Source organism: uncultured Brevundimonas sp., assembly GCF_963975535.1.
Lineage (GTDB): Bacteria > Pseudomonadota > Alphaproteobacteria > Caulobacterales > Caulobacteraceae > Brevundimonas.
The window spans coordinates 290,702-305,582 of record NZ_CAXBHE010000005.1; the positions used below are offsets into that span (position 1 = coordinate 290,702).

Here is a 14,881-nt window from a genome sequence, read left to right on the forward strand (position 1 = left end):
CTTCACCAAGTCATCGCCCCCGCGTCATCCGCCGCGTCGGGACATGCCCGAGCGGACCGCAAGCCGCGCGAGATAGCCCAATCCCGCCGCGGATCAAAGCGCAGCCGTCGCCGCGGCGATAAATTCAACCGCCGAGGCGTGTCGGGCGATCACCTTCAAACGCGGCAGATCGAGGCCCGCAATCGGGACCCGTTCCCCTTCCGGCAGCCGCTCCGGGGCCTGGGCCACACAGTCGACCGCCAGCACCAGCCGCGCCAGGCCGAGGTGCGGCACCGCGACGATGCCGAGGCCGCGCGCCTCGATCCGTCCGGCGATCCGGGCCGGGGCCGTCGCGTACAGCGCGCCGGCCGAGGCGAACACATGGCTGTAGTCGTCGGCCACCAGCCGCCAGCCGCGACCGATCAGGCGCAGGGCCAGATCACTCTTGCCGGCCCCCGACGGTCCACTGATCAGCACCCCCCTCCAGCCGGCCGCCGGGATCCACTGCGCCACCGTGGTGGCATGGGTCGGGGTCACGTCTGACGCCCCGCGACCGGCAGGGCGACCTCGAACCGGGCCCCCCGGACCGTGCCGTCCGGATCGGTCCGGTTCTCGGCCCGGACCGTGCCGCCGTGGGCCTCGACGATCTGGCGCACGATCGACAGACCGAGGCCGGAGTTGGCGCCGAAGGCGGTGCCCTTGGGCCGCGACGTGTAGAACCGCTCGAACACCGTCTCCAGATTGTCGGGCGGGATTCCCGGGCCGTCGTCCTCGACCCGGACCACCAGCGGCCTGAGCGGATCGGCACCGTCGCGCGCCAGGGTGACGCGGACCTCGCCCCCGGACGGGCTGAACGAGCGGGCATTGTCGATCAGATTGCGGAAGACCTGGCCCAGCGGACCGTCGCGACCGCTGACCATGGCGGACTCGACCTCTTCGGTCAGCCGCACCGGGACCTCGCCGGGCTTCAGGCTGCCCGCATAGACGCTGATGATATCCGCCAGCAGGGTCGCGACGTCGACCGGGCGCGGCCGGTCGCGCGACAGTTCGGCGTCGAGGCGCGAGGCGTTGGAAATGTCGGTGATCAGCCGGTCCAGACGTCGCACGTCCTGCTGCAGCAGACTGGTCAGCCGGTCGCGTTGGGCCTCGGTCCTGACCAGCGGCAGGGTCTCCAGCGCCGAGCGGATCGAGGTCAGCGGATTCTTGATCTCGTGCGAGACGTCGGCGGCGAACCGCTCGATCGCGTCCATCCGGTCGGACAGGGTCTCGGTCATGCTTTCCAGTGACCGGGCCAGATCGCCGATCTCGTCCTTGCGACCCTCCAGATCCGGCAGGGAAATGGCCCGCGCCCGTTGCAGTCGCACCTCGTCCGCCGCCGCGGACAGCCGCATCACCGGCCGGGCCACGAACAGGTGCAGCAGCAGCGAGCCCAGCAGGTTCACGGCCAGCGCCACCAGGGCGAACGGCATCAGCGCCCGGCGCTGCGCCGCCAGGATCTGGTCGACGTCGCCCGCCTCCAGGGTCAGCACGCCCAGCACCTGACGCACGTGGCGCACGGGGATCGAGACCGAGATGACCCGGTGTCCGTCCTCGGCCCAGCGCAGACCCGTCTGGGCCCCGCCGTCCAGGGCCCGGGTCACCTCGGCCGCCAATTCGGCGTTGGCGCGCGCCAGGTTGCGGGCGTCCCGGGCCTTGGTGCGGGTCAGGTCGGGTTGCGCCGTTCCGGCGGGCCGCGCGGGCGGCAGGGGTTCGCCCGGAATCGCCTCGGTCACGACATAGCTGTCGGCGACGGGCCGCAGGGCCAGGCCGGGCAGGCTGTCGGCCACCGCCAGGCCGTCGATGTCGAAGACCCGCACCCGCTGGCCCGGGGGAATGAAATTGTCGCGAAGCCAGAACGACAGCTCGATTTCGTTGAGCGAGGGCAGGGGTTCGCCTTCGGTGATTCCCAGCCGGCCCAGCACGCTGGACAGGATTTCGGCCTGGGCCAGCAGGGATTCCTGCTTGGCCTCGACCAGCCCGCGCTTCCACTCGTTCAGGGCCAGGGCCCCGCCGAACAGGATCAGCAGGCTGAGCAGGTTGAGGGCCAGAATCAGCGCGCCGAGTCGCGAGCCGCCGAACCGGATCAGGCGGTGCCGCAGCCCGGCGGTCTTTCCGGGGGCGGCCTCCCCGGCGACACCGTCGCCGGGCGGGTCGTTCCGGTCAGCTTTCGCGATAGCGGTAACCGACGCCATACAGGGTCTCGATCGCGTCGAACTCGGGGTCGACGACCCGGAATTTCTTGCGCATCCGTTTGACGTGGCTGTCGATGGTGCGGTCGTCGACATAGACTTGGTCGTCGTAGGCGGCGTCCATCAGATTGTCGCGGCTCTTCACGAAACCGGGCCGCTGGGCCAGGGCCTGCAGCAGCAGGAATTCGGTCACGGTCAGCTTGACCGGCTTGCCTTCCCAGGTGCTCTCGTGGCGCGCCGGGTCCATGGTCAGCTTGCCGCGCCGGATGGCCTTGGACGAATTCTCCAGCGACGGCTCGGCCTCCTGGCCGTCGGCCCCGGTGCGGCGCAGCAGCGCCTTGACCCGCTCCAGCAGCAGGCGCTGGCTGAACGGCTTGTGAATATAGTCGTCGGCCCCGAGGTTGAAGCCCAGGATCTCGTCGATCTCCTCATCCTTGGAGGTCAGCATGATGACGGGAATCTGCGAGGTCTGGCGCAGGCGACGCAGCACCTCCATGCCGTCCATGCGCGGCATTTTCACGTCGAGGATGACCAGGTCCGGCGGATCGGACTCCAGCCCCTCGAGACCGGCGGCCCCGTCGTGGTAGGCCGTGATCTTGTGGCCATGGCTTTCCAGCGCCAGGGACACGGAGGCGACGATGTTCTCGTCGTCGTCGACCAGGGTGATGTTCGCCAATGGGCTCTCCTCAATGCGCGGCCTGCGGGTCGCGACGGTCGCGGCCTGATCTGGGGAACGCACGACAAGCGTAACCGTTCTCCGCAATCGCGGTGACAATACGGCCACAGGCCCTGCGCCGCCAGTCGTCTCATCGAAACGCCCCCTTAAAGCCTTTGTGAGACGGTGCGGGCTGTTTCCAGTGTGAGTACCCGATGTCCGGCCCCGTTCACTACGAAATCTATATTCGCAAGACCGCCCCGGCTCCGTGGTCGCTGTTGATGGCAACCGAGGATCGGGCCAGGGCGATCGAGACGGCCGAGGACCTGCTTTCGGACCATCGGGCCGCGGCCGTGCGGGTGACCAAGGAGATGCTCGACTCCGACACGATGGAGTTCTCCAGCGTGACGGTGCTGACCAAGGGGGCCCCCGAGGTGAAGCAGAAGCGGGTCGTGGCCGACGCCGATGCGGGCCCGCGCTGCAACGGCCCGGAAGACCTCTACAGCCCCTATGCCCGCGAGATCATCGGACGGGTGCTCGAGGACTGGCTGGGCCGCCAGGGGGTGACCGCCTTCGAACTGCTGCACCGGCCGGACCTGGCCGAGCGGCTGGAAACCGGGGGCACCGAGCTGCAGCACGCCATCCAGAAGGTCGCGGTTCCCGAGAGCCAGGCCGTGGGCCAGCCGCTGCATGATCTGCTGCGCCACTATCAGCGCCTCGCCGACAAGGCCATTGAACGCCTGGTGTCCGCCGGCCGTCGCGGCCTGTTCCCCGATCTCGACTCCCATTCCCTGGCCGATATCGCCCACCGGGTCTCGGCCTCCCCCGAGCGCGGGCTGATCATGGGCGGGGTCATCGCCCGGGCCCTGACCGACCTCCGCGGCGGGCGGCTGCGTCTCGACAAGCTGATGGACCTGGCCGAACGGGCCCCGATGGAGGGCGCGCCCCGGGCCCTGGTCATGGTCGCCATCGAACAGGTGCTGTGCGAGACCGTCGCCGTGCGCAGCAACCTGGCCGACATCCTCGGTCCGGCGCTGGACCAGGGAGCCAGCCTCGCGGCCGTGGTCCATATGGTCGCGCCGCGCGAGGTCGCCGCCCTGATCGCCCACGACGCGCGCATGGCCCTGCACGTGCCGCCGGTGTCCGGTCCCGCGGCCCGGCTCGGCGCGCGGCTCGAGGCCGGGGAGTTCCCGCTGCTGGCGGCGGCCCTGTCGCGGATGGTGGTGCGTGAACTGGAATCGCCCCGCCGGCTGCGCCCCAATGACGCGCCCGGCGAGATCGAGATCCTGCGCACCCTGGCCATGTCCCTGACCGCCGCCGCCGGGCGTCTGCTGACGCTGGAAGAGGTGCAGACCGCCTTCGTCGAACGCTCCAAGAGCCTGGTCATCGCCGATTTCGTCGGGGCCTATGTCCAGCACTGCGAGACCATCCTGTGCGAGGCCGAACATCTGGTCCGGCTGTGCGAGAACGTCACCGGCTCGGCCAACAAGCGCGCCGCCGCGCGCTGGCTGGCGGCCTGCGTCAGTTCGCTGCGCTTCGAGTCCGAGATGCGCGCCCCGGGTCCGACGGCGGCCCAGAAGCTGGCGATCCTGGCGCGGCTGCAGCGCTCGGTGCGCGGGGCCCTGCTCAACGAGCGCGACACCGAGGTCATCACCGGTGCCATCGGCACCGTCGGGGGCGTGGTCGAGGCCGAGGGGCGACTGGCGGCCCAGCTGGCCAGGGCCACGGCCCCGGTGCAGCAGAAGCTGACCCTGCTGCTGCGGCTGGCCACCGGCGAGACCGCGCCGCTGGGCCCCGCCGCCGACCGGGCCAGGGTCGAGGCCCTGCGCCTGCTGCGGGCCCCGGAGTCGCGCGCCACCCTGGCCGCCGACCCCGCGGCCCTGGCCCCGCTGCGCACCCTGATGCAGGCGGCGGGCCTGGCCGGCCAGGCCGCGGCCTGAGGCGGTCGGGCGGGCCTAGCAGACCTGGCCGGCGGCCCAGCCCGACGACCAGGCCCACTGGAAATTATAGCCGCCCAGCCAGCCGGTGACGTCGACCGCCTCGCCGATCACATACAGGCCGGGCACGGTCTTCACGGCCATGGTCTGCTGGTCCAGCTGGTCGGTGGCCACCCCGCCCAGGGTGACCTCGGCCGTGCGATAGCCCTCGGACCCGACCGGCTTGACCGTCCAGGCGTTGACCGCCGCATCCAGCCGCATCAGCGCCTTGCCCCCGACCTCGGCCAGCTTGCCCGACACCTGTTCCCGTTCGCACAGGCTCTCGGCCAGCCGGCGCGGCACGATATGCCCCAGCGCCGTGTGCACCGCCGCCTTGCCGCCGTTCGCCTCGCGCGCCGCCTTCAGCCGCGCCAGCACATCGACGCCCGGGGCCATGCTGACCGTGATCGCCTCGCCCTCGCGCCAGTAGGAGCTGATCTGCAGGATCGCCGGCCCCGACAGCCCCCGATGGGTGAACAGCATGGCTTCGGCGAAGCCGATCTCTTTGTTGGGCCTACCGCCCTGCGGGCTACTTGAGGCCGGACTGGCCGGGTCGGACGCGCTGGTGGTGATCGGTTCGGGATTGTTTCTGACCACCACATCCACCGCCACCCCGGCCAGCGGCAGCAGGGTCTCCAGCAGGCCGGTCTCGAAGGTCAGGGGCACCAGGGCCGGGCGGGTCTCGGTGACGCGCAGGCCGAATTGGCGCGCGGTGTCATAGGCCCAGCCGGTGGCCCCCATCTTGGGGATCGAGCGCCCGCCGCTGGCCAGCACCAGCGACGAGGCCGTCACCGCCGTGCCGTCCGACAGCACCGCCGCGAATCCCGTCCCGGCCCGGTCGACCGAGGCCACCCCGGTCCCGGTGCGCAGCACCACCCCGGCCTCACGCATCGCGTCCGTCAGCATGCGGATGATCAGTTTGGCCGAGTCGTCGCAGAACAGCTGGCCCAGGGTCTTCTCGTGCCAGGCGATGCCGGCCTGGTCGACGCGCTTGATGAAATCCTGCTGCGAGAACCGCTTCAGCGCCGAGGTGGCGAAGCGCGGGTTCTCGCCCAGAAAGTTCGCCGGCCCCGTGCCCAGGTTGGTGAAATTGCAGCGCCCCCCGCCCGAGATGCGGATCTTCTCGCCCGGGGCCCGCGCATGGTCGACCACCAGCACCCGCCGCCCGCGCCGCCCCGCCTCGATCGCGCACATCATCCCGGCCGCCCCGGCCCCGACGATCAGGGTGTCATAGGTCTCTTTGCTCATGGCCGTCGTCTAGCAGGGCGGCGCGCAGGCAGCGAGCCTGCGGGGGGCCCGCCCGGCGCGACCGCTCGCGACGCGGTCAGGCGGTGGATGGGCACCGCGGTCATTCGGCCGTCAGCCCGGAGTCCCACCCGTTGGCAGGGTTTTGGGAATTCGGGGTGCCAACCCTGCCATCCTGCCAACCCGAAGCGCCCCCTGTGCGCATCGAGAGAGCCTAACCCAGCCCCCAACCTCGCCAGGTCGAATCCCGCAAACCCAGTCGTGGCGTGAAAAACAGCGCGGGTTTTTGCTTTTTATGTCGCATCGAAAACACCCGGCACGGACCCAGCCCGTTTCACCCAATATTCCGCTCATCCCGGCGAAAGCCGGGACCCAGTCCTTTCGTGAGGCAGGGTGCGTGGGATGAGGGTCAGCGCGTCCCCGCAAACATCGGATCATCCAAAGCACTGGGTCCCGGCTTTCGCCGGGATGAGCGGCTTTAAAAGGGTGCCCCATCCCTGTGGACACCCGGAACAAACCGCGAACACCCCCTTGCCCCCCGCCGCACACAATGCGCATCCTGTCCCCGGGGTCGGTCCCACAGTTCCGGAGTTTTCAGATGTCAGACCCCGACCCCGCCACCCGCCTGCTCGAGGCCCTGCGTGGCCTGGACCTGACCAGCGCCGACGGCCGCGCCGGCCTGGGCACATTGCTGGCCGAGATCGAACGCGCCGCCCCCGACGCCATCCTGCAAAAGGCGGCGGGCATCGATCTGAGGCGGATGGGCTACGCGCTCAAGCCGTGAGCCGCCGCGCGGCGAATGTAGCGCCAAACAAAAATGGGCGCGCGCTGAAGCAGCGAGCGACCGCGTCGCGAGCGCCAGGCCGCGTCGGGTCGAGAAGGCAGAGCCTTCTGACCGCGGCCCAGCAAGAATGCCTCTGACACCGACGGCCCCGCCCCGCGACCCAACACCCCCATAAGTAGAACCGCGTGGGGACGATTCCGCCTCACCCCCTTTCACGTCCGCCTGAACGGGGTGAAGATCGCGCTATGCTTGTCTATATCGACGAGAGCGGCGATGCAGGTTTCAGGGTCGAACGCGGCAGTTCGCCGGTGTTTGTCGCCGCCATGGTCATTTTTCAGGACGCCGACGATGCGGCCCTGACCCGCGACCTGATCAAGGGGTCGGCCGCGCGCCTGCTGCACAAGGGCGAGTTCAAATTCAGCAAGAGCCGGGATGAGGTCCGGGACCGCTTTTTTCGCGCGGTCGCCGCGGGCCCCTTCCGCGTCCGCGCCATCGTGGTCGAAAAGGCGCGGATTCACTCTGCCGTGCTGCGATCGGAAAAGGAGAGCTTCTACGAATTCTTCGTCAAACAGATGCTGCGCCACGACAACGGCCGCCTGACCAATGCCAGGGTCATCATCGACGGCTCCGGCGACCGGGCGTTCCGTCAGAAGCTGTCGGTGGCCATTCGTCGCAAGGTTCGCGATGGCGCGGTTCGGGATTGTCGCTTCTCGGATTCAAGGACCGATCCGCTGATCCAGCTGGCTGATATGTGCGCCGGTGCCATCGCGCGGTCATTTCGAACCGACCGCCGCGACGCCCATCGCTGGCGCGACATGCTTCGCCCGCGTCTGGACGACGTCTGGCGGTTTCAGTGAAAGAAGAGGTGCCTTCCCGGCCCCTATCCCCGGCGGAACCGGGGCACGCGCGCCATACGGCGACAGTTCGGGACACGGGAAGGACTTTGCCCCGCCTATATGCGCTGGATCGGTGAAAATTTCAACAATCGAGCCTGCTTTTCACCGGCGATCCGCAGGACCTGACGGGAGGCAACATCCATCATTTCGGTGGAGTCACCGATATGATCGCCGCCCCATCTCCTCCCCATTTCATGGGGAGGGGGACCGCGAAGCGGTTGAGGGGCGCTGGTCGGAGCACTGGCCGAAAGTGAGCGATCCCATAACGCGGGACCAGCTTCGTCCTTTCGGGGCCGTCATCCTTCTGGGTACGATCGCATGGGGGCGGAATGTGGTGATGACGTAAGGGGCTAGGTCCGGGACTCCAACCGACACTGCCGTGCCGATGTTCCACCTTTGAACTGTCCGATGAAGACAGTATTGGTCTATCGTGGTGATGGCGTGGTACGCACGCTCTGGTGGGGGCGCTTCAGGATTTGCGCCGATGGCTGAATATTTTTGAGGGTCTGAACGGTGGTCAATCAAGAAGTTCTAAGTCGCCAGTTGAGGACAGATGCAGTAGACTTCTCCTTCGGTGAGATTGTTAATCTGCACAAAGACAAAGAAATTATCATTTCGCCTGAATACCAGCGGCTATTTCGTTGGAGCGAAGAGCAAAAATCCCGGTTGATTGAATCAATTCTTCTAGAACTTCCGATCCCGCCAATTTTTCTAATTGAAAGCGAGGATGGGGTACTGGAACTCATAGATGGCCTTCAGCGCGTTAGCTCGGTCATTCAGTTTCTTAGTCCTGCCGACATTCAGAAGGATCCGCTCGTACTTACAGGTTGCGATCTTATAACTCAGCTAAACGGCAAGACATTTGACGATTTGTCGCTTACCGATCGGCTTCGGATCAAGCGAACTGCCATCAGAGCGGTCATTATTCGTAAATCAGGCGAAGAACTCGTCAAGTATGAACTTTTTAAACGTCTAAACACTGGCGGCGCGCTGCTCTCGGCGCAAGAAATTCGCAACTGCTCGTCCCGCATGATTGCCGGGGGGGAGGATTTCTATCGGACGATCCAAAATCTCGCTGCCAACACTAACTTCAAGACCGCCATCGACCGTCTCCCCGAGAACTATGTAGCTCAAAAGGGAGATGAGGAGCTCGTGTTGAGGTTCTTCGCCGTCAAGAATTTCAAGGACGGTTATAAAGGTAATGTGGAAGAGTGGCTTGATGCCTACATGGAAGGCGTCATTTTCGGGAAGTTACATTTCGATGCTGTTGCTGAGGTAGCCTCTTTTGAAGCGGTGTTCGATTTTATCTCGCAAAACTTCGGAAAAGACGCATTTGCTCGCACGAAGAACGGTGAAGGCACGGGCAGATTGGCCCCTGCCTATTTCGAAGCAGCTGTCGGTGGTGCTCTGCGGGTTCTCCCGGGTGCCGCTGCGCATGGAGCAGACGAGCTCAAACGTCGCCTTTACGACGTCTACGCTTCAGAGGCTTTCAAGGACGTGACAGGTCCTGGTGCCAACACCATTCCTAAGCTGAATGGCCGTATCGATCTCGTAGCCGCCGCGCTCGCGTAGCCCGCCGTGGCTTTGACTGTCGCTCAGTTGTCTACCCAGATCGAGGCGGACCTCGACTGGCGACACGCCGAGTTGGCCGTATTTCGGGAGCTATTGATATTGGACGCTGGAAACAGCATCCGCCGAAACGTATTGTTTCGAGGGGCTTGGGCTATTTTATACGCCCACTACGAAGGGTTCTGTAAGTATTCCCTTCAGCTACTGGCGGAGTTTCTGCAGGGCCTGCCCGATTGCGCAGCGTTACCGCACAGCACTTTCCTATTCGTTCACGATAAGAAGATGCGGCAAGCAAAGGGTTTGCCTACATCTGAAGCCTACGAATTCTTCCGTGTCACCGTCGAAGCTCTTCGGGCGGGACCGCCGCCGGTCGGTTCTGTAGATACTAAAAGTAACCTATGGCCCAACTTGCTAGATAAGATTTTGATAGATCTCGATCTACAATCTTATGGTGTCGTTCAAAGTCCGGTTATGGTTAAGACGTTGGTGTCGCGACGCAATGACATTGCGCATGGACAAAAAGTATTCATTAAAGATCTCACATACTACAAAGAGTACGAGCAAGTCGTCAGTGAGATTATGTATTCTCTGGCGCTAGCGATTGTAGATAGAGCGTCGAGATACTGACGTGGAGTTTCGCCGGTGAGCGTACCGCGATGTCCATTCTGCCTGCGATACAATCCCCCCCTCAGTGCGCCTCATCCCAATTCCCCGCCGCCCGCGCATCCACCACCAGCGGCACCGACAACGCCACGGCCGGGTCCCCCGCCCCCTCCATAACCGTCTTGATCACGGCGATGGCGGCGTCCGCCACCCCCTCCGGCGCCTCGAAGATCAGTTCGTCGTGCACCTGCAGCAACATCTTCACCTCGCCGCCGCCCGAATCCGGGCCTGACCCCGGCCCGAACCCCGCCTCGACCAGCGCCCCCGGCATCCGCATCATGGCGCGGCGGATGATGTCGGCGGCCGCCCCCTGGATCGGGGCGTTGATGGCGGCGCGTTCGCCGAACTGGCGCTCGGCCCCGGACTTCGAATGGATGGCGGGTATGTGGATGCGGCGGCCGAACACGGTCGAGACGTATCCGGCCTCGCGCACCTCGGCCTTGATCGCCTCCATATAGTCGCGGATGCCGGGGAAGCGCTCGAAATAGGTCTTGATATAGGCCCCGGCCTCTTCCCTCGGAATGTTCAGCTGCGCCGCCAGGCCGAAGGCGCTGATGCCATAGACGATGCCGAAATTGATCGCCTTGGCGCGGCGGCGCGTCTCGGCCGGCATATCCTCGACCGGCACGCCGAACATCTCGCTGGCGGTGGCGGCGTGAATGTCCTGCCCGGCCTTGAAGGCGCGTTTCAGCTCGGGAATGTCGCCGATATGGGCCAGCAGCCGCAGCTCGATCTGGCTATAGTCGGCGCTGATCAGCACATGGCCCGGCGCGGCGATGAAGGCCTGGCGGATCTGGCGGCCGATGCTGGTGCGGATCGGAATATTCTGCAGGTTGGGGTCGGAACTGGCCAGCCGCCCGGTGCTGGCCGCGGCCAGCTGATAGCTGGTGTGGACCCGGTCGGTGCCGGGGTCCAGCGCCGCGCTCAGCGCATCGGTATAGGTGCCCTTCAGCTTGGCCAGCTGGCGCCAGTCCAGCAGCACGCGCGGCAGTTCGTGGCTCAGCGCCAGCTCGTCCAGAACGGCGGCGTCGGTGGCCCACTGGCCCCCGGCCGTCTTCTTGCCGCCGGGCAGGGCCATCTCCCCGAACAGGATCTCGCCCAGCTGTTTGGGGCTGGCGACATTGAACGGCCGCCCGGCCAGGGCGTGGGCCCGGGCCTCCAGCTCGACCATCTTCAGCCCGAACTCATGGCTCAGCCGTTTCAGCCGCGCCGGGTCGACGCGGATGCCGTGCAGCTCCATCTGCGCCAGCACCGCCGGCATGCCGCGCTCCAGCGTCTGGTAGACGGTCATCAGCCCGGCCGGGGCCAGGCGCGGATACAGGATGTTGAACAGCCGCAGGGTCACATCCGCGTCCTCGGCCGCGTAACAGGTGGCCGGTTCCAGCGGCACATGTCTGAACGAGATCTGGGCCTTGCCCGTGCCGCACACCGATTTGAACGGGATCGGCTCATGCCCCAGGTGCAGGCGCGACAGCTCGTCCATGCCGTGGCCGTGCAGCCCGCCCTCCAGCACATAGGAGATCAGCATGGTGTCGGCGATCGGCCCGACGCGCACGCCGTGGCGCGCCATCACCGCCAGGTCGTATTTGATGTTCTGGCCGACCTTCAGCACCGCCGGGTCTTCCAGCAGCGGTTTCAGCCGGTCCAGGGCGGCGGCGGCGTCGATCTGTTGCAGCGGCGCGCGGGCGTCGGGGGTGTCGCCGAAATCCAGCCCCCCGGCCCCGGCCATCGCGGGATGGGCGTGGCTCAGCGGGATGTAGCAGGCCTGGTTCGGCCCGACCGCCAGCGACAGGCCGCACAGCCCGGCATGGGTGGCCGACAGGGCGTCGGTCTCGGTGTCGAAACCGATGATGCCGGCGTCCGAGGCCCTGGCGATCCAGGCGTCCAGCTGTTCCAGCGTCTGCACACAGTCATAGGCGGCGGGGTCGAAGGGCTGGGTCGCCACGTCGGCGCTGACCGGCTGCGGGCCGTGGCGCGGGCTGGCGACCGGGGCGGAGAGGGGGCCAGAGGCGCCCGGCAGCGACGACTTGGGCTGGAAGGCCGAACCGTCATGGGCCGCCGCCTTGCCGTCGCCGACGCGGCGCGACAGGCTGCGGAACTCCATCAGCTCCAGAAACGCCGACAGGGTGGCCGGGTCGGGGTCGCGCACGGCGAATTCCGCGACCGGGGCGGGCAGGGGCAAGTCGCACACCAGGGTGACCAGGTCGCGGCTCATGCGGATCTGGTCGGCGAATTCGATCAGGGTCTCGCGCCGCTTGTTCTGTTTCACTTCGGCGGCGCGGGCCAGCAGGGTTTCGAGGTCGCCATATTCGAGGATCAGCTGGGCCGCGGTCTTGACCCCGATGCCGGGCGCGCCGGGAATATTGTCCGAGGTGTCGCCGATCAGGGCCTGGACGTCGACGACCCGGTCGGGCGTGACCCCGAATTTGTCGAACACCGCGGCCTCCTCCAGCCGCCGGTCCTTCATCGGGTCGTACATCACCACCCCGCCGCCGATCAGCTGCATCAGGTCCTTGTCGCTGGAGACGATGACCGCCTCACCCCCCGCCTCCCTGGCGCGACAGGCATAGGTCGCAATCAGATCGTCGGCCTCATAGCCCGCCAGCTCGACGCAAGGCACCCCGAACGCCGCCGTCGCCTCCCTGACCAGCGCGAACTGCGGCACCAGATCCTCCGGCGCCGGCGGCCGCTGCGCCTTGTACTGCGGGTACATCTCGTTCCTGAACGTCCGCTCCGAATGATCGAACACCGCCACCAGATGCGTCGGCCCGTCATGCCCCTTCATGTCCTTGAGGAGCTTCCAAAGCATGTTGCAGTACCCCTGCACCGCCCCCACCGGCAGCCCGTCCGACTTGCGCGTCAGCGGCGGCAGGGCGTGGTAGGCGCGGAAGATGTAGGCCGAGGCGTCGATCAGCCACAGGCGTACAGGGGCGGGGGTCGGGGAGTCGGATTCGGTGGCGCTCATGCGGCGACCATAGGCGTCACGCGCGGCGGCGTCATCGTTCTCACAGGCCGATTTGCCGGCGGTCGAAACCGCGGTTCACCAGCTTCCGGTATTGGGCATGGACAGCCACGGCTCGACCGGGGTCAGGGCCGGCCCCTCCTGCAGCAGTTCGATGGAAATGCCGTCCGGCGAGCGGACGAAGGCCATGCGGCCGTCCCGCGGCGGTCGGTTGATGGTCACGCCGCCGTCCATCAGCCGCTGGCAGGCGGCGTGGATGTCCGCCACCTTGTAGGCGAGGTGACCGAAATTACGGCCACCGTCATAGGTTTCGGGATCCCAGTTCCAGGTCAGTTCCAGCTCGGGTGCACGGTCGGCGGCCGAGCGTTCGGCGTCACCGGGGGCCGCCAGGAACACCAGGGTGAAGCGCCCGGCCTCATGCGCCGCCCGGTTGACCTCGATCAGGCCCAGCAGGTCACAGTAGAAATGCAGGGCGGCATCGAGGTCGGCGACCCGGACCATGGTGTGCAGATAGCGCATCCGGCCTGCGCCGACTCAGTGGGCTTCGGGCGGGCGGGCGGCCGGATCGAGATATTCATTCTCGGGCAGCGGATGCGCCGACAACACGAAGCGACGGTCGCAATAGGCACATTCGACGAAATCCTCGTCGCCCATGTCCATGTAGACGAGCGGGTGGCCCAGGGCCCCGCCGCCGCCGTCACAGGCGACACGCCTGGTGGCGACCACGATCTGTTCGGGGGGCGGGATGATCGCAGTGAGATGGCGCGGGGGCATTTTCGGCTCGTGACCTTGGCGGAAAGGATCGCCGCGCATACCTATGCGCCACGCCGACAGGCGTCAATTTATTGGTGGCTGGCCGCGCGTCGCGCTGATCAGGGCCGCGAGGCATGGACCGTTGATGACTGAAACCGAAGCTCTGCCCGTCAATGCCATCGAGGTTCACGGTCTTGAGAAGACCTATGCCGGATCCCGCAAGTCGCCGCCCAAGACGGCCCTGCGTGGCGTCGATCTGGTCATTCCGCGCGGCTCCATGTTCGGGCTGCTCGGCCCCAACGGGGCCGGAAAGTCGACCCTGATCAACATCCTCGCCGGGGTGGTCAACAAGACCGGCGGCACTGCCGCCATCTGGGGGCGCGACATTGACCGCGACCCGCGTTACGCCCGCGCCGCCCTGGGCGTCGTGCCGCAGGAGATCGTCGCCGACGTGTTCTTCACCCCGCGCGAGGCGCTGGAGGTGCAGGCCGGCTTCTACGGCGTGCCGGCGAACGAGCGACGCTCGGATGAACTGCTGGCCGCCCTGGGGCTGTCGGACAAGGCCCACGCCTATGTCCGCGCCCTGTCCGGCGGCATGAAGCGGCGCCTGATGGTGGCCAAGGCCCTCGTGCACAATCCGCCGGTACTGATCCTCGATGAGCCGACCGCCGGGGTCGATGTCGAGCTGCGTCGCCAGCTGTGGGAGTATGTCCGGCGCATCAACGCCGAGGGGGTGACCATCCTGCTGACCACCCACTACCTGGAGGAGGCGCAGGAACTTTGCGACACCATCGCCATCATGAACCGGGGCCAGGTCGTCGCCTGTGAACCGACGCCGCAGCTGCTGCGCCGCCTCGATACCCGCAATGTCATCGTTACGCCGGAGATCGCCCAGACGCCGCCGCCGGAGCTGAAGGGGTTCGACGTCGTGGCCCGCCCGAACGGGGCCTTTGCCGTCACCTATCGCAAGGGCAGGTCATCGGTCGAACAGGTGCTCGCCGCGGTCCGCGCGGCCGGGATCACCATCGCCGACATCACAACCGAGGATCCGGACCTGGAGGACGTCTTCCTGGCCCTGACCTACGGCGATGTGGACCAGGTCAGTCCGACGGCCGACTAGGACGAATCGACATTCAGCGCATCCAGAGCATGGATGCGGCGATGTGGATGA

The 14,881-nt window shown here is 66.7% G+C and carries 13 protein-coding genes; 6 read left to right on the forward strand and 7 right to left on the reverse strand.

The features are described from left to right. Nucleotides 1–93 precede the first annotated feature (93 nt). Genes AACZ75_RS09565 through AACZ75_RS09575 form a run of 3 tightly spaced genes read right to left on the reverse strand, consistent with a single transcriptional unit; the run spans nucleotide 94 to nucleotide 2,883 of the window. Nucleotides 94–516: a serine kinase gene (locus tag AACZ75_RS09565; RefSeq protein ID WP_339872623.1), complete on the reverse strand. Its 423-nt coding sequence runs from the start codon at nucleotides 514–516 to the stop codon at nucleotides 94–96. After that, nucleotides 513–2,210, reverse strand: coding sequence for a HAMP domain-containing sensor histidine kinase (locus AACZ75_RS09570; RefSeq protein ID WP_339872624.1), 1,698 nt, complete (start codon nucleotides 2,208–2,210; stop codon nucleotides 513–515). Before AACZ75_RS09570 ends, AACZ75_RS09565 begins: the two co-directional genes overlap by 4 nt. After that, the gene (locus tag AACZ75_RS09575; RefSeq protein WP_339872625.1) at nucleotides 2,179–2,883 is read right to left on the reverse strand and encodes a response regulator transcription factor; all 705 of its coding nucleotides are present in this window, start codon (nucleotides 2,881–2,883) and stop codon (nucleotides 2,179–2,181) included. Before AACZ75_RS09575 ends, AACZ75_RS09570 begins: the two co-directional genes overlap by 32 nt. A gap of 194 nt (nucleotides 2,884–3,077) precedes the next feature. Between AACZ75_RS09575 and AACZ75_RS09580 the strand changes: the two genes are divergently transcribed. Beyond that, nucleotides 3,078–4,802 carry a hypothetical protein gene (locus AACZ75_RS09580; RefSeq protein ID WP_339872626.1) on the forward strand — a complete coding sequence of 575 codons (1,725 nt, stop codon included), beginning with the start codon at nucleotides 3,078–3,080 and terminating at the stop codon, nucleotides 4,800–4,802. Between the two features lie 15 nt (nucleotides 4,803–4,817). On the opposite strand, the gene AACZ75_RS09585 is transcribed toward AACZ75_RS09580, so the two are convergent. Continuing rightward, nucleotides 4,818–6,086, reverse strand: a complete 1,269-nt coding sequence (locus tag AACZ75_RS09585; RefSeq protein ID WP_339872627.1) for an NAD(P)/FAD-dependent oxidoreductase — start codon at nucleotides 6,084–6,086, stop codon at nucleotides 4,818–4,820. 595 nt (nucleotides 6,087–6,681) lie between these two features. Between AACZ75_RS09585 and AACZ75_RS09590 the strand changes: the two genes are divergently transcribed. The 4 genes from AACZ75_RS09590 to AACZ75_RS09605 all read left to right on the forward strand — a co-directional run bounded on the left by AACZ75_RS09590 (nucleotide 6,682) and on the right by AACZ75_RS09605 (nucleotide 9,959). Beyond that, nucleotides 6,682–6,867 carry a hypothetical protein gene (locus AACZ75_RS09590; RefSeq protein ID WP_339872628.1) on the forward strand — a complete coding sequence of 62 codons (186 nt, stop codon included), beginning with the start codon at nucleotides 6,682–6,684 and terminating at the stop codon, nucleotides 6,865–6,867. A 245-nt stretch (nucleotides 6,868–7,112) separates the two neighbouring features. Next, a complete protein-coding gene (locus AACZ75_RS09595; protein WP_339872629.1) occupies nucleotides 7,113–7,724 on the forward strand; it encodes a DUF3800 domain-containing protein in 612 nt (203 codons plus the stop codon). A gap of 552 nt (nucleotides 7,725–8,276) precedes the next feature. Continuing rightward, a complete protein-coding gene (locus tag AACZ75_RS09600; protein WP_339872630.1) occupies nucleotides 8,277–9,335 on the forward strand; it encodes a DUF262 domain-containing protein in 1,059 nt (352 codons plus the stop codon). Between the two features lie 6 nt (nucleotides 9,336–9,341). Beyond that, nucleotides 9,342–9,959 (forward strand): MAE_28990/MAE_18760 family HEPN-like nuclease, encoded by a 618-nt coding sequence (locus AACZ75_RS09605; protein WP_339872631.1) that lies wholly within the window; start codon nucleotides 9,342–9,344, stop codon nucleotides 9,957–9,959. 61 nt (nucleotides 9,960–10,020) lie between these two features. On the opposite strand, the gene polA is transcribed toward AACZ75_RS09605, so the two are convergent. From polA to AACZ75_RS09620, 3 genes are all read right to left on the reverse strand, one after another. Then, nucleotides 10,021–12,960 (reverse strand): DNA polymerase I, encoded by a 2,940-nt coding sequence (polA, locus tag AACZ75_RS09610; RefSeq protein WP_339872632.1) that lies wholly within the window; start codon nucleotides 12,958–12,960, stop codon nucleotides 10,021–10,023. A gap of 75 nt (nucleotides 12,961–13,035) precedes the next feature. Beyond that, nucleotides 13,036–13,476 carry a VOC family protein gene (locus AACZ75_RS09615; RefSeq protein WP_339872633.1) on the reverse strand — a complete coding sequence of 147 codons (441 nt, stop codon included), beginning with the start codon at nucleotides 13,474–13,476 and terminating at the stop codon, nucleotides 13,036–13,038. A gap of 15 nt (nucleotides 13,477–13,491) precedes the next feature. Further along, entirely contained in the window at nucleotides 13,492–13,731 is a 240-nt protein-coding gene (locus tag AACZ75_RS09620) for a zinc-finger domain-containing protein (protein WP_339872634.1), read from the reverse strand. A gap of 124 nt (nucleotides 13,732–13,855) precedes the next feature. Between AACZ75_RS09620 and AACZ75_RS09625 the strand changes: the two genes are divergently transcribed. Further along, nucleotides 13,856–14,830 (forward strand): ABC transporter ATP-binding protein, encoded by a 975-nt coding sequence (locus tag AACZ75_RS09625; RefSeq protein ID WP_339872635.1) that lies wholly within the window; start codon nucleotides 13,856–13,858, stop codon nucleotides 14,828–14,830. Nucleotides 14,831–14,881 lie beyond the last annotated feature (51 nt).